General features: G+C 60.2%; 17 protein-coding genes. All 17 read right to left on the bottom strand.

All coding sequences use genetic code 11. The features are described from left to right. Positions 1-52 precede the first annotated feature (52 nt). Complete coding sequence (gene fdhA, locus DKK66_RS10885) at positions 53-1,255, bottom strand: formaldehyde dehydrogenase, glutathione-independent (RefSeq protein ID WP_131357959.1); 1,203 nt, start codon at positions 1,253-1,255, stop codon at positions 53-55. Positions 1,256-2,403: 1,148 nt separating this feature from the next. Continuing rightward, positions 2,404-3,102: a hypothetical protein gene (locus DKK66_RS10880; RefSeq protein ID WP_131357955.1), complete on the bottom strand. Its 699-nt coding sequence runs from the start codon at positions 3,100-3,102 to the stop codon at positions 2,404-2,406. Positions 3,103-3,613: 511 nt separating this feature from the next. Further along, positions 3,614-4,441 (bottom strand): hypothetical protein, encoded by an 828-nt coding sequence (locus DKK66_RS10875; RefSeq protein ID WP_131357952.1) that lies wholly within the window; start codon positions 4,439-4,441, stop codon positions 3,614-3,616. Between the two features lie 210 nt (positions 4,442-4,651). After that, positions 4,652-5,083 carry a hypothetical protein gene (locus DKK66_RS10870; protein WP_131357949.1) on the bottom strand — a complete coding sequence of 144 codons (432 nt, stop codon included), beginning with the start codon at positions 5,081-5,083 and terminating at the stop codon, positions 4,652-4,654. Positions 5,084-5,267: 184 nt separating this feature from the next. Continuing rightward, positions 5,268-5,585 (bottom strand): hypothetical protein, encoded by a 318-nt coding sequence (locus tag DKK66_RS10865; protein WP_131357946.1) that lies wholly within the window; start codon positions 5,583-5,585, stop codon positions 5,268-5,270. 164 nt (positions 5,586-5,749) lie between these two features. Then, the gene (locus tag DKK66_RS10860) at positions 5,750-6,214 is read right to left on the bottom strand and encodes a hypothetical protein (protein WP_131357943.1); all 465 of its coding nucleotides are present in this window, start codon (positions 6,212-6,214) and stop codon (positions 5,750-5,752) included. Between the two features lie 347 nt (positions 6,215-6,561). Further along, positions 6,562-7,500, bottom strand: a complete 939-nt coding sequence (locus DKK66_RS10855) for a choline ABC transporter substrate-binding protein (protein ID WP_045847918.1) — start codon at positions 7,498-7,500, stop codon at positions 6,562-6,564. A gap of 241 nt (positions 7,501-7,741) precedes the next feature. Then, entirely contained in the window at positions 7,742-8,728 is a 987-nt protein-coding gene (locus DKK66_RS10850; protein ID WP_045847928.1) for a GlxA family transcriptional regulator, read from the bottom strand. Positions 8,729-8,824: 96 nt separating this feature from the next. Beyond that, positions 8,825-9,691, bottom strand: coding sequence for a proline/glycine betaine ABC transporter permease (locus DKK66_RS10845; protein ID WP_242673476.1), 867 nt, complete (start codon positions 9,689-9,691; stop codon positions 8,825-8,827). Positions 9,692-9,772: 81 nt separating this feature from the next. Then, entirely contained in the window at positions 9,773-10,822 is a 1,050-nt protein-coding gene (locus DKK66_RS10840; protein ID WP_045847919.1) for a glycine betaine/L-proline ABC transporter ATP-binding protein, read from the bottom strand. Positions 10,823-11,586: 764 nt separating this feature from the next. Further along, the gene (locus DKK66_RS10835) at positions 11,587-12,696 is read right to left on the bottom strand and encodes a hybrid-cluster NAD(P)-dependent oxidoreductase (RefSeq protein WP_131357940.1); all 1,110 of its coding nucleotides are present in this window, start codon (positions 12,694-12,696) and stop codon (positions 11,587-11,589) included. 230 nt (positions 12,697-12,926) lie between these two features. Further along, the gene (locus DKK66_RS10830; RefSeq protein ID WP_062791470.1) at positions 12,927-14,192 is read right to left on the bottom strand and encodes an SRPBCC family protein; all 1,266 of its coding nucleotides are present in this window, start codon (positions 14,190-14,192) and stop codon (positions 12,927-12,929) included. A gap of 84 nt (positions 14,193-14,276) precedes the next feature. Beyond that, the gene (locus tag DKK66_RS10825) at positions 14,277-15,023 is read right to left on the bottom strand and encodes an electron transfer flavoprotein subunit beta (RefSeq protein ID WP_131357937.1); all 747 of its coding nucleotides are present in this window, start codon (positions 15,021-15,023) and stop codon (positions 14,277-14,279) included. Then, a complete protein-coding gene (locus DKK66_RS10820) occupies positions 15,020-16,126 on the bottom strand; it encodes an electron transfer flavoprotein subunit alpha/FixB family protein (RefSeq protein ID WP_131357934.1) in 1,107 nt (368 codons plus the stop codon). The genes DKK66_RS10825 and DKK66_RS10820 overlap by 4 nt, the downstream gene beginning before the upstream one ends. A 61-nt stretch (positions 16,127-16,187) precedes the next feature. Next, positions 16,188-18,077: a DUF3483 domain-containing protein gene (locus DKK66_RS10815; RefSeq protein ID WP_131357931.1), complete on the bottom strand. Its 1,890-nt coding sequence runs from the start codon at positions 18,075-18,077 to the stop codon at positions 16,188-16,190. 1 nt (position 18,078) lies between these two features. Then, a complete protein-coding gene (locus DKK66_RS10810; RefSeq protein WP_131357928.1) occupies positions 18,079-20,139 on the bottom strand; it encodes an NADH:flavin oxidoreductase in 2,061 nt (686 codons plus the stop codon). Positions 20,140-20,154: 15 nt separating this feature from the next. Further along, a complete protein-coding gene (locus DKK66_RS10805) occupies positions 20,155-20,688 on the bottom strand; it encodes a DUF5943 domain-containing protein (RefSeq protein WP_045847926.1) in 534 nt (177 codons plus the stop codon). Positions 20,689-20,713: the final 25 nt, after the last annotated feature.

Here is a 20,713-nt window from a genome sequence, read left to right as displayed (position 1 = left end):
AATTGGCGTTAGCTGCCAGTCGGGCATGTACTACTTGATGGTGAGCTCAGTATCAGGCTGCGCTGAGCAATTGCCGATGCGGGTCGATAACGAATTTCTTCGGTGCTCCGCCATCGAAAGCCGCATAGCCCTGCGGGGCCTGATCCAGCGTGATCAGCTCAACGCCCACCACTTCGGCAATATTGATGCGGTCCCACAAAATGGCCTGCATCAGCGCGCGGTTGTACTTCATCACCGGAGTCTGGCCGGTGAAGAAGGCATGGGATTTGGCCCAGCCCAGCCCCAGCCGTACCGACAGGCTGCCCTTGCGTGCCGCTTCGTCCTTGGCACCCGGATCGTCAGTCACATACAGGCCGGGAATGCCGATGCGCCCTGCTTCGCGGGTGACTTCCATCAGCGAATTGAGCACGGTGGCCGGGGCTTCCTGCTGCGAACCGGCATGGCCGTGGCCACGCGCCTCGAAGCCGACTGCATCAATCGCGCAATCCACTTCCGGCACCCCTAGAATGGCGGCAATCTGCTCGGCCAGTGTGGCATCCTGTGACAGATCGGCAGTTTCAAAGCCCACCGCCCGCGCATGCACCAGCCGCGCCGGGTTCACATCCCCCACGATCACCACCGCCGCGCCCAGCAAGCGGGCGGACGCCGCTGCCGCCAGACCCACCGGCCCGGCACCGGCCACATACACCGTACTGCCGGGGCCAACCCCGGCGGAAACGGCACCGTGATAACCGGTGGGCAGGATGTCGGACAGGCAGGTGAGATCGCGGATCTTGGCCATGGCCTGATCGCGGTCGGGGAATTTCAGCAGGTTGAAGTCGGCATAAGGCACCATCACGTATTCCGCCTGCCCGCCCACCCAGCCGCCCATGTCGACATAGCCATAAGCGCCACCGGCACGGGACGGGTTTACCGACAGGCACACGCCGGTATGTTGTTCCTTGCAACAGCGGCAACGGCCGCACGCCACATTGAACGGCACCGACACGATGTCGCCCTTTTTCAGGGTTTCCACATCGCTGCCCAGCTCGATCACCTCGCCGGTGATTTCATGCCCCAGCACCAGGCCGGAAGGCGCGGTGGTGCGGCCACGTACCATGTGCTGGTCCGAGCCACAGATATTGGTGCTGAGTACTTTCAGGATGACCCCATGGCCCAGCTTGCGGCCCTGGGGGGATACCAGTTCGGGAAAGGGAATGGACTGTACTTCTACCTTGCCTGGCCCTACATAAACTACTCCGCGGTTACCCGTCATTGTTGTCTCCTCACTGCAACTGCATCGGAGCGCGCCCCGCTCCGGGGGGAGCCTGCGCCAGCCATGGCTGGCGGCCCACCCCAAGATAAGGGAGCGGCGGGTGGGCAACTTGAACAAATGCGACAGCTTTGCGGTGGATAACGTCTGTGGGCTGTTCGCCCGGTGGATAAAAAAACCTGTGTAATCATGGGGTTTTATGTACAGAACCGGCGGGCATGGGGAATGGAGCGGCGTCGGTGCAGTGCTTATTTGCCTCCGCGCTCGCTGTTGCCACCACAAAGTAAAAACAGGTGTTGCATCCGCTCACGGGGATGATGATTTGCATGCCGCTTCCGTGCGGCGGACGGGAAAGGGATCTTTGCTTGGCCAAAGATCCCTTTCATCCCTAAAGGCCACCCAGCAAGCATGGCCTGCGGCTGCCCTCCGGGACCTGACACTGCTGCGGCACGGCTGGAACTCGCGATTGGCTAACGTCCAATCGCTCAAACAGCCAGCCGCTTAAAACCGCAGCAGCGCCACCCGTCGGCATGCTTGACGGGGCCCGTGGGCGCGTTGGTGCGGTGGTTTTCTGATTAACAACTCCTGTCGAAGCTGACCCAGTCCCGTCAGCGCGAGCCGACGCAGACGTGCTGCCCAAGGTTTTAAGCGGCTGCATGTTTGAGCACCGTGACGGTAGCACGGTGCGAGTTCAGCCGCGCCTTGGGCAGGATGGCTGGGGCGGGAATTCGACGCGCTGCGGGTCGCCTTTTCTTTGGGTACTTTCTTTTGGCGAAGCAAAAGTAAAGTACCTCGACGGCGGGGCGAGACCCGCGAAGTTTAACGCAGTGGCGCTGGATGAAAATCGGGTTGCCATTACCAAGTCAAAACAGGCTTTGTATCCGCTCACGCGGATGATGGTTTACATGCCGCTTCCGCGCGGCGGACGGGAAAGAGGGCTTGCCTGGCCAAGCCCTCCTTCACCTCCAAGGCCACCCCACAAGCATGGCCTGCGGCTACCCGACAGGACCCGTCCGGTGCGAGGCGCGCCTGAACTCGCGATTTGCTAACGTCAAATCGCTCAGACAGGGCAGGCGCTTAACACCTCGCCCCGGCCACCCGTCGGCATGCTTGACGGGGCCGGTGGGCGCGTCGGTGCGGTACTTATCTGATCAAGAACACCTTGGCGTTGGTGCGCAGCTTTCCGCCGCCTCCACCCGCCACGCCTGTTTGTTCATCCGTCTGGCCAATAGCTGATGGCAAGCCTCCGCCAGCCGCAGCAGCTCGGCATTGCTGCTGGGCAAACCATCCGGCGCTGCAATGTGCTGGGCCAAAGCCTGCAAAGGCGTGGCCTGGCTGTCGAGCGCCACCAGTCGGCCATGCGCATGCCGGCTGGCGTGGTTGGGGGTGAAGCGCAGCGTCAGCAACCAATGGCCATGCTGCCAGCCTTGTCCCTGTTCCAGCACCGCACGTAATACCGCATGGCTGATCTGCTGCCCGGCCTCCGCAGCCATGGCCAGTGCCTGGTCGTGGCGTGGCGCGTCGCTTGGCCGTTGCTGCAGCGCGGGGAGGACTTGGCGGTTCAGCCAGTGGCGCAGCCGTTGTGCGGCTGGGCGTCTGCATTCGCGCAGTGCTTGTTGCAGGGTGTTTTCCGGCCAGTAGTGTGGCGGGTTGTCGTGTGATGGGTGTTTACAGCAGGGATGTTGTTGGAGGATGTGTTGCAGGCGATGGCGCAAGCGTGGGCCGAATAGTTGAAGGATGTCGTCGCCGTGCAGGCAGCAGGTGTGGGGGTGGATGTGCAGGCGGATGGGTTTGCCGAGGTAGAACAGGGTAAGGGGTGGAGGAATGGCTGATGGTGAGTTTTGTGTCATGGGGCTGATCTCCAATTTCACCAACTAGATATACAGGTCGCCAAACCTGATTGCGCCTGGTGGCGCAACCGGGTAAGGCTAATCAGCGTTGTTGGCAGCAGCAAGGGTAGAGGGGCGCGGAGACACTGGCATGTGGTGCAGGTCAGGGGGTTGAATCCGCTTACGCGGATGATGTTTTGTGTTGCCGCTTCCGCGCGGCAGACGGGAAGGAGGGCTTGCCTGGCCAAGCCCTCCTTCACCTCCAAGGCCACCCCACAAGCATGGCCTGCGGCTGCCCGACAGGCCCCGACCGGGGCGAGGCGCACCTGAACTCGCGATTTGCTAACGTCAAATCGCTCAAACAAAGCAGGCGCTTAAAACCTCGCCCCGGCCACCCGTCGGCATGCTTGACGGGGCCCATGGGCGCGTTGGTGCGGTGGAGAATTCAGCAGATAAGACTATTCCAGATGCTATCGAATAGTTTTCTGCTTACGACCCGAACCGGCCAGTAGGCAGCATGGGAAGTGGATGTTCAACGTGAGACATCCGATGGCACTAGCTTTATGAAGCTGGTCCCATGCATGGAATTGTTAGAAGAGAGTATTTGTGCAGTCGTATTTCTTCCTGTCATTTCTCTAACAATAACTGCGCCAATCGACTGAGCAAGCGCAAAACCATTCCAGAGGCTGGCTAGCGGGTAAGACAATTCGCTGTAGCGATCGTGAATGGCGGGGAAAATATCCAGCTTATCTCTTAAATTTGCTAATTCACTGTAACCTGAGGTAGCAAGGAAGCGATCAAATGTCTTTTTTAGATCGTGATTTAAGTCTTTTGCCTCTTTTTCTGTCAGTCCAATTTTCAAGGCAATGTACGCCTTGAGGAAAATTTCAGTTGCCATACGACAAGTCAGCAGTACTCGAGAGTCGGGCCTATTTTCCTTAAGCTGAGATACTGCCGACCTTAACTCTTGGTCGGCAGCCATTAGAAGTTGATAACCATATGGGTCAAGATTGTTACATTTTGACAGATCAGAAATTCCCATCCCGTAGTCAAGGCAATCTGCCCAGAACAAGATAAAGTCCCATGCTGTCTTAGGGGTTAAAATAAGATCCTGCTTCAACGTCTCAGGCATATCCTGCAAAGATTCAACAGCATCTAGCAGGACAGTTCCAAAAGAAATTGGAATAGAGACAGTCCAAAAATCAGCATCAAAAAAATAAATGGACTCGTAGAGACTTCCGATATGGTGAGCACCAGGCTTTGAATGTGACTCGAAGTAGTCGAAAATTTCAGCCGCAATTGAAGATGATAGGATGACGCTTGTCTTAAATTCTATTGAATATCTGCGTAGCGCTTCCAATGGCCTTTTTTAGGCTCAATATCTGCATCACGAAATTCTTGATTGATTTTTTTCAACCATTCAATTGAAACGGACATGACTATTCTTTCTAACGGTTATTCAACAATTGGCCGTAAGCGGTTAAAATTTCCCTGCGGCAACATACGATTCATTGTAGATATTTAACCAATCACCCGTAAATTATAGAAAATGACCAATAGATAGAGAAGTTTATTTCTTGTAGATGCGAATCGCCAACACAACAGGTGTAAGTAATACAAAAGCACACATCACCCCCAGTAGGCAGGGGTGATTTTTTGAAAATATCGGATTGTTGTCAATAAATATCATTTCCATACTAAGAATCGGGGCGATAGATAAAAGTAGATTGAAAATTGACCTGGACTTAGTGTTTTGCAGCACATCTGTCGTTCCTGCAAAATAGCATGAGCTTTTGTGTAGGCACAGTATTCCAAGTGTTAATATGAAAAACACCACGCCTCCCATGGAAATGTTTTCCGTTAGGTTTGTATTTTCCCATAGCTCGATTCCCGCTATTGCAAACAAAGAGCTAGCAAAGAGAGTTACCAAGCCGATCAATAGATAAATACAGCCCATTTTTATGCTTTTTTGCGGGTATGCTTTATATCCATCTGGAGACATGATGACCTGCTTTCATTTTCATTCACAGCCCCTACAATTAAGCGTCGTAAGTAGAATTTAATCTGTCAGCTTCTTGCCGATATCAGTCCGCAACAATATCTCCAAACGACTTAATTCCGAAGTTAGTCGGCCGTTCCATTCAGACTATTTGGAATGATCGTTTCTGACCAATTACTGACTTTAGCTAGTAAAAACCGACCATTCTTAGTACCTGGGCGGCATCAAGTACCGGTTGCAGCTTACTTTCCAAATCGGAAAACCAAGTGGGTTCACACCAATTTCCTGCAGAGTCGTGCTCCATTGGCGGCGTCCATTCCTTGTGCCTTAAATAAAGATCAGGAACTGAGCGAGATAGATCGGATAGCTCATCCTGATTAAATCTTTGGATTAGAAGTAATTTCGCCACCTCCAATGCATCCATATATTCACCAAGCCGTTGAGCATGAAATGGATTATTTGCAACCACAGGAATCAATTCCGATAGGGCATCAATGAGAGTCATTAGTTGAGTGACTCTTTCACTTTGCGTGTAATAGTGCATTTCCTAGATGTTCATTGAATAGTGCAATGAGTGCATGGTCTGCTCCTAGCCGACACTAGTCATACTAGCACTTTGTCATGGAGAAAATCTTGACCTGCATTGGTGACGAACCAAGCAGTGATCCGTTATCGCAAGACCGTACCAACGAAACCTGCTCCCGTCAGCGCGAGCCGACGCAGACGGGCCGCACAGGGTCTTAAGCGGTCGGCTGTCCGCAGCGGCGCGACGCTAGCGCGCCGCAAGTTCCGGCCGCGCCCTGAGCGGTGCGGCTGGGGCGGGAATTCGACGCGCTGCGGGTCGCCTTTTCTTTGGGTACTTTCTTTTTGGCGAAGCAAAAGAAAGTACCTCGACGGCGGGGCGAGACCCGCGAAGTTGTTTTTGTCTTTGATTTTCAAGTTGTTTTTTAAGTCATCAACACAAGAAGTGTCACTGATGTTCTCGCACACCCGTCCAGCATGTTTCCGGTCTATATAGGCGAAGCAAAAGCAAAGTACCTCGATAGTGTGGCGAAACAGACGATTTGGTTTTGCTGCTGGTTTTTCGTTTGAAGGCGTAGGGTAGAAATCCGCTGCGCGGATGATGATTTGCATGCCGCTTCCGCGCGGCGGACGGGAAAGGGATCTTTGCTTGGCCAAAGATCCCTTTCATCCCTAAAGGCCACCCAGCAAGCATGGCCTGCGGCTGCCCGACAGGTCCCGTCCGGAGCGAGGCGCGCCTGAACTCGCGATTTGCTAACGTCAAATCGCTCAAACAGGGCAGGCGCTTAACACCTCGCCCCGTCCACCCGTCGGCATGCTTGACGGGGCCCATGGGTGGCGTCGGTACGGTGCTTGTTTGATAACAACACAGGTCGGAGCCGCCATAGGCTGCACACCAGCCTCCCCAGCAAAAAGCCCCGGCCGGGGCCGGGGCTTTCAAAGGTGCGCTACCGATTAAATCAGTGACCCAGTGCCTTGTTCACTGCAGCCAGGCCCGGCTTGCCATCCAGCGTGGTGACACCGGCCAGCCAGGTTTTCAGGATGTCCGGGTTCTTCTTCAGGTAATCACGCGCGGCGGTTTCCGGCTTTACCTTGTCCATGATCGGGCCCATCACGCGGTTTTCGATGGTGGTGGTGAAGTGCAGGTTATGCAGCAGCTTGCCCACATTCGGACAGCGGGTTTCGTAATCCGGGCTGATGGCGGTGAACACCTTGGCTTCACCCAGGTTGGGGCCGAATACATCGTCGCCGCCGGTCAGGTAGGCCATCTTGTATTTCACGTTCATCGGGTGCGGTTCCCAGCCCAGGAACACGATCCACTTTTTCTGGCGGATGGAGCGTTCCACCTCGGCCAGCATGCCGGCCTCACTGGATTCCACCATCTTGAAACCCGCCAGGTTGAACTGGTTTTTCTTGATCATGCCGTCAATCAGCAGATTGCCGTCATTACCCGGCTCGATGCCGTAGATCTTGCCGTCCAGCTTGTCCTTGAACTTGGCAATGTCCTTGAAATCCTTCAGGCCACCTGCAGCCACGTAGTCCGGCACTGCCAGCGTGTACTTGGCACCCACCAGGTTGGGGGTGTCCAGTACCTTGATCTGGCCGGCCTTGACGAAGGGCTCGATCACCGGGGTCATGGACGGGTTCCAGTAACCCAGGAACACGTCGATCTGCTTGCTCTTGATGCCGGAAAAGGTGATGGGCACCGAGGCAATGGTGGTGGACGGCTTGTAGCCCAGGCCTTCCAGTACCACGCTGGCCATGCCGGTGGTGGCGGCGATATCGGTCCAGCCGACATCGGCGAAACGGACATTGCGGCATTGCGCCGGGTCATTGGCCAGCGCACTGCCACAGGCAGCCAGCAATACCGAACCCAGCATCAGCTTGCGAATTTTCATTACACCACTCCCGTATAAATGTTTTGATCAACCCGGTGACAGGATTGCCGTGCCAGCACGATGGGCTGGCTGCGGAGAACAGGTGGAAAACCAAGGTCTTGCACAGGGTCAAGATTGCCATGCGCAGCAAGGGCTACTTGCGCCAGCACGACCCTGACTTGCGCGAATGCGCCGTAGAAAAAAGGCCAGTGCTGCAAGGAGTAACAGCACTGGCCGGCTGCCGGTTTTGCCGCCCGGCAACTCAGGCAATGACTGCAGAATCAACCAGATACTGCTGCCGCTCGCGGCTGGGCGGATAGCCGAACAGGCCGCGATAGGACTTGGAAAAATGCGATGAGGACAGGAAACCACAGGCCACGGTGACTTCCATCACGCTCATATTGGTTTGCAGCAGCAACTCGCGCGCGCGGCGCAGGCGCAAGTCCAGGTAGTACTGTGCCGGGGTGGTATTCAGATACCGCTTGAACAACCGCTCCAGATGGCGCAGCGACACGCCCAGTTCGTCCGCCAGGTTTTCCAGCGAGCGCGGGTTTTCGATATTGCTTTCCATCGACAGCGCGGCGTCCACCAGCGTTTCGTGGCCGGTGCCGATACGGGCCAGCAGCGGGATGTGCTGCCGGTCGCCATTGTCGCGCAGGCGGTCGACGATGAACTGCTCGGACACATCCGCCGCCAGGCTCTTGCCGCCCTTGTGGCGGATCAGGTGACACATGAAGTCCAGCGGCGCCGTGCCGCCACTACAGGTGAAGCGGTCGCGGTCCAGCACGAACAGGTCGGAGGTGAACTTGGTTTTGGGGAATTCCTCGCTGATGGACAGCAGGTTTTCCCAGTGGATGGCACAGCGGTAGCCATTGAGCACCCCGGCCTTGGCCAGCGCGAAAGTGCCGGTACAGATGGCACCCAGCGGCACGCCCTGGGCAGCAAAGCGGCGGATGACGGACAACACCTTGTCGTCCACCGCGTCACGCACCTGCCAGCCGCCACAGACAATCAGCATGTCGTATTGCTGCGGGGCTTCGGGGGAGGTGATGGGAGAGAGTTCCAGCCCGTTACTGGCGGCCACCGGCTGGCCATCAGCCGACAGCAGGCTCCAGCGGTAGAGTTTTTTGCGCGACAGGTAATTGGCCATGCGCAGCGGTTCCACGGCGTTGGAAAACGCGATCATGGAAAACTTGTCCAGCAGCAGGAAACCAATATGCGACAACGATGCGATTTGTTGCGGACCCATGGTGACCTCGGTAGGTGATGTGTGATGGATGGTTTTTGTGTTGTCTTGCATCGGCCGGATGATGGTTGCCATCCGGCCTGCTGATACCGGCAGGGTCTAGCTGCCCTGCTCTGCCGCACGCGTGGTGGGCGTGTGGCCAAAACTCTCGGTGATGCGGTCCAGGATGATGGCGAGCAACACCACCGCCAGGCCGCTTTCAAAACCCAGGCCTACATCCAGACGCTGGATACTGGCCAGTACATCGTTACCCAGGCCCCCCGCCCCCACCATGGAAGCAATGATCACCATGGACAGCGCCATCATGATGGTCTGGTTGACCCCGGCCATGATGGAAGGCAGCGCGATGGGCAGCTGCACCTTGAACAACAGCTGCCAGGAAGTACAGCCAAACGCATGGCCGGCTTCCACTTGCTCCTTGTTCACCATGCGGATGCCCAGGCTGGTGAGGCGCACTGCCGGCGGTACGGCGAACACCACGGTGGCCAGAATCCCCGGCACCCGGCCCAGGCCGAAGAACATGGCAGCCGGAATCAGGTAAACAAAGGCCGGCATGGTTTGCATGAAGTCCAGCACCGGGCGCACCAGCATGCCCACCAGCTTGTTGCGGGCACACCAGATACCCACCGGCACGCCCAGCAGCAGGCTGACACAGGTGGCCGACAGGGTAAGTGCCAGCGTGGCGATGGTTTGTCCCCAGAAGCCGGTCGCCCAGATCAAACCCAGTGCGGCACAGACGAACAGGGCAAATTTCCAGCCCAGCCGCCAGAAACCTATACAAGCAAAAATCGCGCCCATCACCAGCGGCGGAATGCCCAGCAACAGGAATTCCACCATGGTGGCAAACCAGTCGATGGTGTTGCCGATGGCGTCAAACGCCCCGGCGTTGTGGTCCAGCATGAAATGAATGATCTTGTTGACCCAGTCGCCAATCGGCAACATGTCTTGCGTGCTGATATCAGCCATGACGGCGTACTCCTTCGGTGCGGCTCACGCACCATCCCGGCGCAGCGGCCAGCGGATGGAACGATAGGCCTGTTGTACGGTTCAGTGGGTGGCGGTGCTTTGCAGGCGGTGCTGGGAAATCTTGCTCAGCACGCTGCTGGGCGTGATCAGGCCCAGGCACTGGCCCTGATCGTCGCGTACCTGCAGGGGTTCGGTCTGGCCCAGCAGTTGCTGCAACACATCCGGCAGGCTGCAGGACGGCGGCACATGCAGGCCGGGGCGACCGGCATGCGGGGCATGGTTTACCTCGATCAGGTCCTTGGCTTGCAGGTAGCGCGAGGTATCCACGCTCTTGAAGAAGTTGCGCACGTAGTCGTCGGCCGGGTTTTCGATGATTTCCTGCGGCGTGCCCACCTGTACCAGGCGGCCGCCTTCCATGATGGCAATGCGGGTGCCGATGCGCAGGGCCTCTTCCAGATCGTGCGACACGAAAAAGATGGTGCGGCGCTGTTCGCGCTGCAGTTTGAGCAGGATGTCCTGCATTTCGGAACGCTTGAGCGGGTCCAGTGCCGAGAAGGCTTCGTCCATCAGCATCAGCGAGGGGTTGACCGCCAGCGCACGCACCAGGCCGACACGCTGCTGCATGCCGCCGGACAGTTCGTGCGGGTATTTGTGGGCAAACGGCGCCAGGCCGACTTGCTCCAGCACTTCCATGCCACGGGCTTCGCGGGTCTTGCGATCCACCCCGGCAATTTCCAGGCCGAATGCCGCATTGTCCAGCACCGAGCGGTGCGGCATCAGGGCAAAGCTCTGGAACACCATGCTCATGTCGCGGCGGCGCAATTCCACCAGCTGCTTGTAATTGAACTTGGTGATGTCCTGGCCATCCAGGATGATCTGGCCGTCGGTGGGGTCCATCAGGCGGTTGATCAGGCGGATAAGGGTGGACTTGCCGGAACCGGACAGGCCCATCAGCACGAAGATTTCCCCTTCCTGCACAGAAAACGACACATCGTTCACGCCGACCACACTGCCGGTCTGCTTGAAGATTTCATCCTTGTGCGCGCCGGATTTCAGCATGCGCATGACGTCTGAGGACTTACCCCCAAACACCTTGTAGAGGTTCTTCACCACTATCTTGGCCGACTGCATTGTCTCTTCTCCTTCGTAGCGATCACACGCTGGGCCTGACTTGCGCCTGCTTCATTCACCGCTGTCCGGCAGTGCTGAAATCTTGTACGCCAGTCGGTTTGCCATCGTGTCCGGCACGGCAGTCCTGCTGCCGGCCGGGATATGGTCTACCCGGATACTTCGTGCCTGTTCCGGGCCTTTTAACATTGCTGCCTGCCATTGCTGGCTGGCTTTTACCGGTGACCAAAACCAGAACCCTGTGCCCGTCGGGCCACCGCAGTGTGGTATTCCCCATGGCCGTTGCCCGCCAGCTGTGCCGGAATATCGCCGGATCTGCTGACTGATCCGGCAAGCACCGCCACATCTTCCACCGCCAACGATTTCGAAGAATGTTTAATGTAAATCAAGGATTACGATAGGGAGTTAGTGGTATTTAAAATAACCGCATTCCGACGCTGATCTGCCTGCAAACGACATCAGGTCGAGAAATGACAATTCTTCACCCCTGTACAGCAAAATCAGCTGCTTAGCGCCATCCGGCGGCTACAAGCTGCCCTTCTGACCCTGTCGTAAAAAAACAGCAATACTTTGCTGAGAAAAAACGCCATCTCCAGTGGAATTTCCTGATGCAGTGCACCAATGACATAACAGCAGCAAATTCCACTAGCCAAAAGGCATAAAGCAAGAAAAATGCCTGTGCCCAAACGGACAGACAGGCATCAAGGGAGCCACACGACAGGCCTGCTCCGGGGGAAGGCAGGCCCAGGGGAAATCAGCGATTACAATCAGCGGTCCACCACCAGATCGCTCAGCGGCTTGCTGCAGCAAGGCAGGAAGAAACCCTGGTCCACCTCGCGCTGGCGGATGCCGCCTTCGTGCTGCATGTCCACCTTGCCTTCCAGCAATTTGGTCTTGCAGGTGCCGCACACACCACGGGTGCAGGACGCCGGCAGGCGCATGCCCTTGGCCAGCGCAGCGGCCAGCACGGTCTGGCCCGGTGCCACCGACAGGTCATCCCCCATCTTGGCAAAATGCACATTGAAGCCGCCGCCTTCACAGCTGGCGGATATTTCATCCACTGCAGCGTCCGGCGCTGCAGCCGCCAGTTCGGCAAAATTGAAGCTCTCTTCGTGGTAGTGCTGCATGTCAAAGCCGCAGTCCTGCAGCATCTGCCGCACCGAGGCCATATAGGGTGCCGGGCCGCAGCAGAACACCTGACGTGCCATCAGGTCGGGCACCATGTGCAGCAGGCGCGCCGCGTCCAGCCGGCCGGTAAAGCCCGGCCATTCCGGTTCGCCCTGGCGGTTTTCACAGACAATCGCCTGGCTGAAGGTGGCATGGCTGCTGGCAAGCTGGGCCAGTTCCTTGCGGAAAATGATGTCGCGCGGCGAGCGTGCGCTGTGGACAAACACGATGTCCGCGCCACTGGCCAGGTCGGTCAGCGCCCGGCTCATCGACATCAGCGGCGTGATGCCGCTGCCGGCGGACAAGAACAGGTAGGGCGTGCTGGCGTGGCGCACATAGGTGAATTCGCCGGACGGCCCCAGCACATTCAGCTGCATGCCGGGACGCAGGGTGTCATGCAACCAGCCGGACACCACGCCACCGGGAATGCGCTTGACGGTAATGCTGACGCGGTCTGGCCGGGTGGGGCTGGAAGACAGGGTGTAGCAGCGGTTGACGCTTTCACCGTTGATGTCCAGCTCCAGCGTGATGAACTGGCCGGGCTGGTAATGAAAGCGGCGCGGCGGTTCGGCACGGAACACAAAGGTTTTGACGTCGTGGGTTTCCTCACGCACCTGCACGCATTGCAGCGTGCTGTCTTCGCCCGGCTGCCACCAGGGCAGGTCGGCGGCTTGCGGGTGGGTATCCGGATGGGTGTTGACGCTGCTCATGGCGATTCCTTTGCAAGCTGGCTGATCGCCCGTTGGCGGGCTGTTGCTGTAAGACCCGATAACAAAACCCCCGCTCCAGCGTTGCGCCACCTTGCCGTACGCTATGTACTGTCTGCGGCGGCGCGCCTTGGCCCGGGTTCTCTACGCGGTTTTGTTAACGGTTCTAAGAGTGGGGCAGGCCGCGCCAGGCAGCCTGCCGTTTACGACGTTTTACGGCGCGAAAAACCGGATCAACCCTGTTCCAGCCCTGCCCCCAGGCGGCCGATATACCAGTTGGTGAATTTCTCCACCAGCTCTTCGGTATAGGGCGAATACGGGCCGGGACGGTAGGCGGTGCTGTTGACGCCCACTTGCGACTCTTCCACCAGATGGCGGTCCTGGCCGTTGGTGGCATTCCACACGCGGGTGAGGTTGGCCACGTCGTAATCCACGCCTTCCACCGCGTCCTTGTGCACCAGCCACTTGGTGCGCACCAGGGTGGTGTCCGGGGTCAGCGGCAGTACGGTGAAGGTAACGATGTGGTCGGCCATGAAATGGTGCCAGGAGTTGGGCTGGGTCCAGAACGACAGGCCACCCGAATCGGCGTCCTTGATGTCGCCCAACAGCTTCTTGCAGGCCGAGCCGGTGTCCATGGTTTGCGACTGGCCCTTGCGGTCCAGCGGCATGCGCATGGTGCGGAAGCCAGACACGTCGGACAGCTTTTCGATTTCGGCCGACGGCAGGCCACAGGCCTCCCAGCGCGCATGGCTGTCCTTGACGATGTTTTCGTAGTTGGCCAGGCCCGCGGCCAGTTCGGCCTTGGGGGCAAAGCCGTAGCTGTAGGCATACAGCGAGATGGTGAGCTCGGGATGGTTGCCGGTGCAGTGGTAGCACTCACGGTTGTTTTCCATCGTCAGCTTCCAGTTGCCCGCCTCGATGATGTCGATCTGGGCGGCCACCTTGGTGTTTTCAATCTGGTGCGGGGCGATATAAGGGCCCATCTGCTCCAGCATCACGTCGATGTCGGCCGGCGGCTCGTCGGCCAGACAGACAAACAGCAGGCCTTCCAGATTCTTCAGATGCACCGGCTTCAGGCTGTGATGCGACAGGTCGAAGCCTTCGGGCATGTGGTCGGCAAAAATCAGCTTGCCGGCCAGGTTGTAGGTCCACTGGTGATAAGGACAGACCAGATTGCCCACCGAACCTTTTTCATCGGCGCACAGGCGCGAGCCACGATGGCGGCAGACATTGTGGAAAGCCTTGATCTGCATGTCGTCGTCACGCAGGATCAGGATGGGTTCCTTGCCGATTTCCACGGTGACATAGTCGCCCGGCTCCGGAATTTCCGACGACACGGCCACGTAAATCCAGTGACGCTGGAAGATGTACTTGATGTCGGCATCAAACACTTCCTGCGAATTGTAGAACGGGGCCTCCAGGCTATACCCCGGCTGACGGCGGGCAACCAGCTCACGCAGTTTTTGTACCGGCTGGAAGCGAATGGCGCTTTCTTGCATTTCACGCATCTCCAAAACAAGTTTTTGCTCAGGCATCCTGCTAGCCGGTGGGTGGGGTGCTGGTCGGATGCTGCGGGGTTGTTGTCAGAAATCGACGAGCTGATGTTGCCTGAGGTAATCCAGCACAACTTGCGCTTTTTCGACAGAATCGCCCTGTTTTACGACCACCCCGGCAGCCTTGGCATCGCCCCCGGCAATGGCCCCCTGCATGCGGGCATGGCCACTTACCTTGCTGGCCGCCACCAGCGCGCGCGCGCGGCGGGCAGGTTCCAGCGCCACCGGGGCCAAAGCCGCGCCAGTGGCGGCTTTGCGCTTGATCTTGCCCTGCTGCAGACGCGCGTAACTCCAGCCCGGCGCGGTAGCCGCACGCGGGTTGACGCTGGCCACCAGCGGCAGGCTGGCCTGCAAGGTGCGGCGCACGCCCTTGGGCAAGGCCTGCACCGCCCGCCATTGCCGGTCGGATTTGGACAAGTCCAGCACATCCGGCAGCAAGGCCGCGCCCAGTTGCTCGGCCAGTTGGTAAGGCAGCAGGCCGGAACCATCACCGCCACCGGAACGGGCACCACACAGCACCATGTCGACACCCTGCAAGGCCGAGCCCAGCGCGGCGAGCACATCGCTGTCCGGGCGCAGGCTCAGGCTGTGGATGTTGTCTGCACCACGGGCCAGATAATCGGCCAGCGCGGCATCGTCGGCGGCACCGGCATACCAGACTTGCAGCTCACCGGGCAGGCGCTGCGCCAGCGCCAGTGCGGCCAGATCGGCCTCGCCGGCACAGGGACGGCCGCTGACCGGATGCACGGCCGGGGAAACCAGGACGGCTATTTTCATACTTGCTTCTCCTTGCGCTCACGTCGCACCAGTTGTTCAAACGCACTGATGAAGGACTGGCAGTCGTCGATGATGCTGAGGTCGGCACGCTTGATCATGGGGGCGGCGGCATCCAGGTTTACCGCAATCACATGGCGGCAGGACTTGATGCCTTGCAGATGCTGTACCGCACCGGATATGCCCAGCGCGATATAGGCACTGGCCTGCACCGTCTTGCCGGTGGCACCTACTTGCTTGTCGCGGGTGAAGCGGCCATCGTCCACCGCCACGCGGGACGCCCCCACCGCAGCGCCCAGTGCTTCGGCCAGCGCCAGAAAGCCCGGCACATTGCTGACGCCATTACCGGCGGACACAATCAGGTCGGCCTCTTCCAGTGCCAGCTCGGAAGCAGGACTGGCGGCACTGCCCAGGTCCTGCACCTGCTCGCTGACGGCTGGCAGGGCAGCGGTTTCCAGCCGCTCGCCCTTGCCGACAAAGGGCAGTTTGGCTTCGGCCACGCCACGCGCCAGCAACAGCAGCTGTGCGCGGTCACGCAGGCTGAAACCGGCACCAGGCTGACGGCGGCGCACGCCATCGGCGGCGATTTCCACCACATCGGTCACCACCGACAGCCGGGCACGACAGGCCAGACGGCGGCCCAGGTCGGCATCCTCGCCACGGTCGGCAAACAGCACGGTATGCGGGCTTTCCTGCTGCAACAGTTGTTGCAGCAAGGCCAGTTTCTGTTCCGGTGCGTAGCCGGGGTCGGCCACGGTCAGGGCGCGGTCCACGGCCAGTTCGGCCAGCGCTTCCGGCGCGGCGTCTTCCATGCCGTACAGCAAGGCCAGTACTTCGCCATCCTTGCCCGCCAGAATGGCCGCAGCGGCAATGGCTTCGCGCGCGGCATCGTCCAGTTGGCCGCGTTCGGCATGGGCCACCACCAGCAGGCGCTGGCTGAACGGCCCGTTACTGCGCAGCGGCTTGTGGGCCGGGCCGTGGGCCAGCATGGCGGCATCGCGGCTGCCGCTGTCATCGCCCAGCACAATGCGCTTGAGGCCGCTGGGCCCCAGCACCCACGGGCGACGCGGGTCGATGCGCGGAATGGCCTGGGTAGAAAAATCCATCACTTTCTCCTTGTAATCAGCAGCGGACGGGGCGAAGTCTGTGCTTCTGCCCCGGCTCGCCTCAGGCCAGGCGTTCGGCCACCAGTTCGGCCAGTTCGATCACGTCTGCCCGCTCACCCACCACGCCTTCCAGCATGGCCGTGCAATTGGGGCAGGCCACCGCTACCCGGCCGGTGCCGGTTTCACGGATGTCATCCATGCGCATGTCGGGGATACGACGCTGGCCGGGAATATCGGTAAAGGCCGCGCCACCACCCCAGCCGCAGCAGCGGGCGTCGCGCCCGGAGCGCTGCATATCGACAACTTTGATGCCAATACCCTTCAGCACATTGCGCGGCGCATTGAAGCCATCGTTGTAACGGCCCAGATAGCAGGGGTCGTGGAAGGTCAGCGGCGGCAGCGGCGTGGCATCGGCCTTCAGCGGAATGGCGCGACGCGCCAGCAAGTGCTCCAGCAGCTTGCTGTGGTGCCATACGTCAAACTGGCCGCCCAGCGCCGGGTATTCATTGGCCAGGCAATGGAATACGTGCGGATCCGGCGTGACGATGTGGGCAAAGCGGTATTGCGCCAGCGTCGCGATATTGGCCTTGGCCAGCCGCTGGAAACCGGCTTCGTCGCCCAGACGGCGCGCCACGTCGCCGCAGTCGCGCTCGGCTTCGCCCAGTACGGCCACCTTCACCCCGGCGGCTTTCAGTACTTTCACCAGCGCGCGCAATGCACGCTGGTAACGCATGTCGAACGCGCCCTCACCGGCCAGCAGCAGCCATTCGGTTTGCTCACCCGGCTGTAGCACCGGCAGGTCCAGGTCAATCGCCCAGTGGTAACGCACCGCCAGCGGGTAGCCTCCCACAGTGTCGGTATTGCGCAGATTGGCCAGCGCCTCGCTGCCCTTGCCCGGCACTTCGCCCCGGCTGAGGGTGACGTGACGACGCAGGTTGACTACGGTGTCCACATGCTCGATCAGCATCGGGCAGTTTTCCACGCAGGCGCGGCAGGTGGTGCAGGACCACAGCGTTTCCGCCGCCAGCACGCTGCCGACGATGTCCTCACCCGGCTTCACCACCACGGCCCCCTCGCAGCCCGGATGCGGGTTGCCAGCATAGGCCGGGTCGGTGCCACGGCTCTGTGCCGCCACCATGTCCTGGATCAGCTTTTTCGGGTTGAGCGGCTGACCGGCGGCATAGGCCGGACAGGCGGCCTCGCACTTGCCGCACTGCACGCAGGCGTCAAAGGACAGCAGGCGGTTCCAGGCGAAGTCCTCCACCTTGGCCACACCCAGCTCGCCCGCGGCCAGATTCAGCGGCTTGAGGTCGGAAGATTTACCGGCAAAGCGTTCGGCACGCGGGTGAAAGGCCAGATGCAGCAAACCGGCCACCGCATGTTTCATCGGCCAACCGAGGCCAATGCCCAGCGCCAGTTCGGCACCGCCCAGTGCCAGCATCAGCAGCGCCACCACGGCAATCAGCTGCCCGGCCATGCCCAGCTGCGGGCCGGCAAACAGCAGGCCGGCGGCCAGCAGGCTGCCCAGCGCAAACAGGCGCAGGCGGGCGGGCAATACTTGCCAGCGGCCTTGCGACAGGCGCGGCGGGGCTTGCAGGCGTCGCGCCTGCATCATGCGTGCGCCCAGCAGCATCACTGCCGCCATCAGCACCAGCAGCACGTCCAGCCAGCCCTGGTACAGCATCAGGCCGTAGTTGAGGGCCGACAGCAGCAGGATGGCCACGCCGCCACCGGCTGCCGCCACGTGGGCACGGGCCACGGCGGGCTCACGCGCCACCACGTGGTGGATGTCGACAAAATAGCGCTTGGGCATGGCCAGAAGGCCAAGCCAGGACACGCTGGCGCTGCGCCCCTGCTGCCACAGGCTGGCACGTCTGGCCAGGCCGCCCAGCAGCAGGAGAGCACCCAGCCAGAACAGTCCGGTCAGGGCATGGGCAAGGGAGAAGCTCATGTCAGAAATCCTTCACCAGACGCAGGGCGTCGTAGATGGCACCGTGGATGTTGTGCATGGAAATGCAGTCACCCACGCGGAACAGCAAAAACTCACCCGCCGCCAGCGGCTGCGACAGGGAAGGCTGCGGCTGCGAAGCAAACAGGGTGTGGACATCGGTCTGGCCCTGGTTCTTCGATAGCGCCTTCATGTCCCAGTACAGGCTGTCATTGGGCAGGATGCCGTTTTCGATCACCACCTGATCCACCGCCCGTTCTTCCAGCGCCTCGGTGTACTCGTTGCGCAGCACGGCGATTTTCTTGTCGCCTTCGGCATACACCTTGTCCAGCCAGAAATTGGGGGTGGGGATGATGCCTTGTGCGTACAGGCGACGGTAGAAAATGGGGAAAGTGGTCCCGCCGGTGTCGTCGCCCACTTTCACGTCGGGGGTGACGATTTCCACCGTGCTGCCACGGCTGGACAGGAAGTCGGCCACGCCGAAACCGGCCTGGGTGCTGACGGCGTCATACACCAGCACGTTCTTGCCCGGTTCCACCTTGCCGGACAGGATGTCCCAGCTGCTGACAGCAATGCCCTCATCCACGCCCCAGTCCGGCACCTGGCTGGTATACGGCACACCGCCGGTGGCCAGCACCACGATGTCCGGTTTTTCCGCCAGAATCATCGCCTTGTCGGCGGCCACGCCCAGACGGCGATCCACCCCCAGACGCTGGGTTTCCATGTCCAGCCAGCGCACGATGCCGGCCATCTGTTCGCGCTGCGGGGCCTTGGCGGCGAGTACGATCTGCCCGCCTACCTGCGGCTGTTTCTCGAACAGCACCACTTCATGGCCACGCTCGCGCGCCACGCGGGCGGCTTCCAGCCCGGCCGGGCCGGCACCCACCACCACCACCTTGCGCAGCTTGTCGGCCTTGGCAATGTCGTGCGGCATGGTGGCCTCGCGGCTGGTGGCGGCATTCTGGATGCACAGCACGTCCTGACCGTGATACTGGCGGTCGATACAGTAGTTGGCGCCCACGCACTGGCGGATCTGGTCTTCCTTGCCATCGCGGATCTTGATCACCAGATGCGGGTCGGCAATATGGGCGCGGGTCATGCCCACCATGTCCACCATGCCGCTGGCCAGAATGCGCTCGGCCTGCACCGGGTCGCGAATGCTTTGCGCGTGCATCACCGGCACCTTGGACACCGACTTGATGCCGGCAGCCAGATGCACAAACGGCTCCGGCGGCAAGGCCATCGGCGGCATGCAGTTGGCCAGGGTGTTGTGGGTGTCGGCCCCGGAACCCACCACCGACAGGTAGTCGATCAGGCCGGTTTCCGACATGGCCGCGGCAATGTCCTTCAGCATGTCGTGGCTGAGGCCGTCTTCGTGGAATTCGTCGCCGCACATGCGCAGGCCGACGCAGAAATCCGGGCCAACTTCGGCCCGGACCGCATTGAGCACTTCCACGCCAAAGCGCAGGCGGTTTTCAAAGCTGCCGCCCCATTCGTCGGTACGGAAGTTGGTGCGCGGGCTCCAGAACTGGTCGATCAGATGCTGGTGGGCGGCGGAAATCTCGATGCCGTCCATGCCGGCTGCTTTTACCCGGCGCGCAGCCTGGGCAAAGTCGGCAATGATGCGGCGGATTTCATGCTGCTCGATCACCTTGGCATTGCCACGGTGTACCGGCTCACGAATGCCGGACGGGCTGACCAGATGCGGCCAGTGCTCGCCGTAATAGCTGGAGCGGCGGCCCATGTGGGTGGCCTGGATCATGATCTTGGCGCCGTGGCGGTGCATGGCCTCGGCCAGCCGCGCCAGCGGGTCGATGATGGCGTCGGTGGCCAGGTTCACCGACTTCCACCAGCTTTGCGGGCTGTCGATGGACACCGGGCTGGAGCCGCCACAAATGGCCAGGCCCAGGCCACCCTTGGCCTTCTCTTCGTAATAGCGGATGTAACGGTCGCCGGGCAGGCCGCCCGGTTCGGCATACACCTCGGCATGCGCGGTGCTCACCACGCGGTTGCGCAGCGTCAGCTTGTTCAGGGTAATGGGCGCAAACAGGTGCGGATAGCGCATGGGACGACTCCCGGCTTACAAGGGATGAACGGTGAAAATGCAGTAGTCGGCACCCAGGCCGGCACACTGGCTTTCGCGGCTGACAGTGCGGTAGTCATGGCCCAGGTTTTCGCCCACCCAGTCCATGGCACCGGCAAACCAGCCGGCAAACAGATAGCAGGCCATGTGTTCGCTCTGCGGTGCACCGGCCACACCCTGGGCCAGCACGAAACAGGAGTTGTCCAGGCGGATGCTGGCATTGCCGGTCACTTCGTCCGCTTCGATAAAGCTGAACTGGCCCCAGCCGCGCTGCGACAGGCGGGACAGATAGTGTTCGAACACCGCCATGCCCTTCAGGCCATGGGTTTGCGCCTCGCTGCCACACCAGAAGTGGGCGGAACGGTAACCGGCTTCGTACAGCGAATCGGCATACACGCGACGGCCCAGTGCTGCCTCGATGGCCAGATGGTTGTTGATGAAGAAATGCCGCGGCACATACAGCATGGGCAGGCCGTTGGTACTCCAGACGCCGGTGTCGGCATCCACGTCGATGGGAAGTTGAGGTTGCATGCCACTCTCCTGAGCAAGATGGGCG

This window comes from Aquitalea sp. USM4 (genome assembly GCF_004328945.1).
Taxonomy (GTDB): domain Bacteria; phylum Pseudomonadota; class Gammaproteobacteria; order Burkholderiales; family Chromobacteriaceae; genus Aquitalea; species Aquitalea pelogenes.
This window is presented reverse-complemented; position numbering and strand designations above follow the sequence as displayed.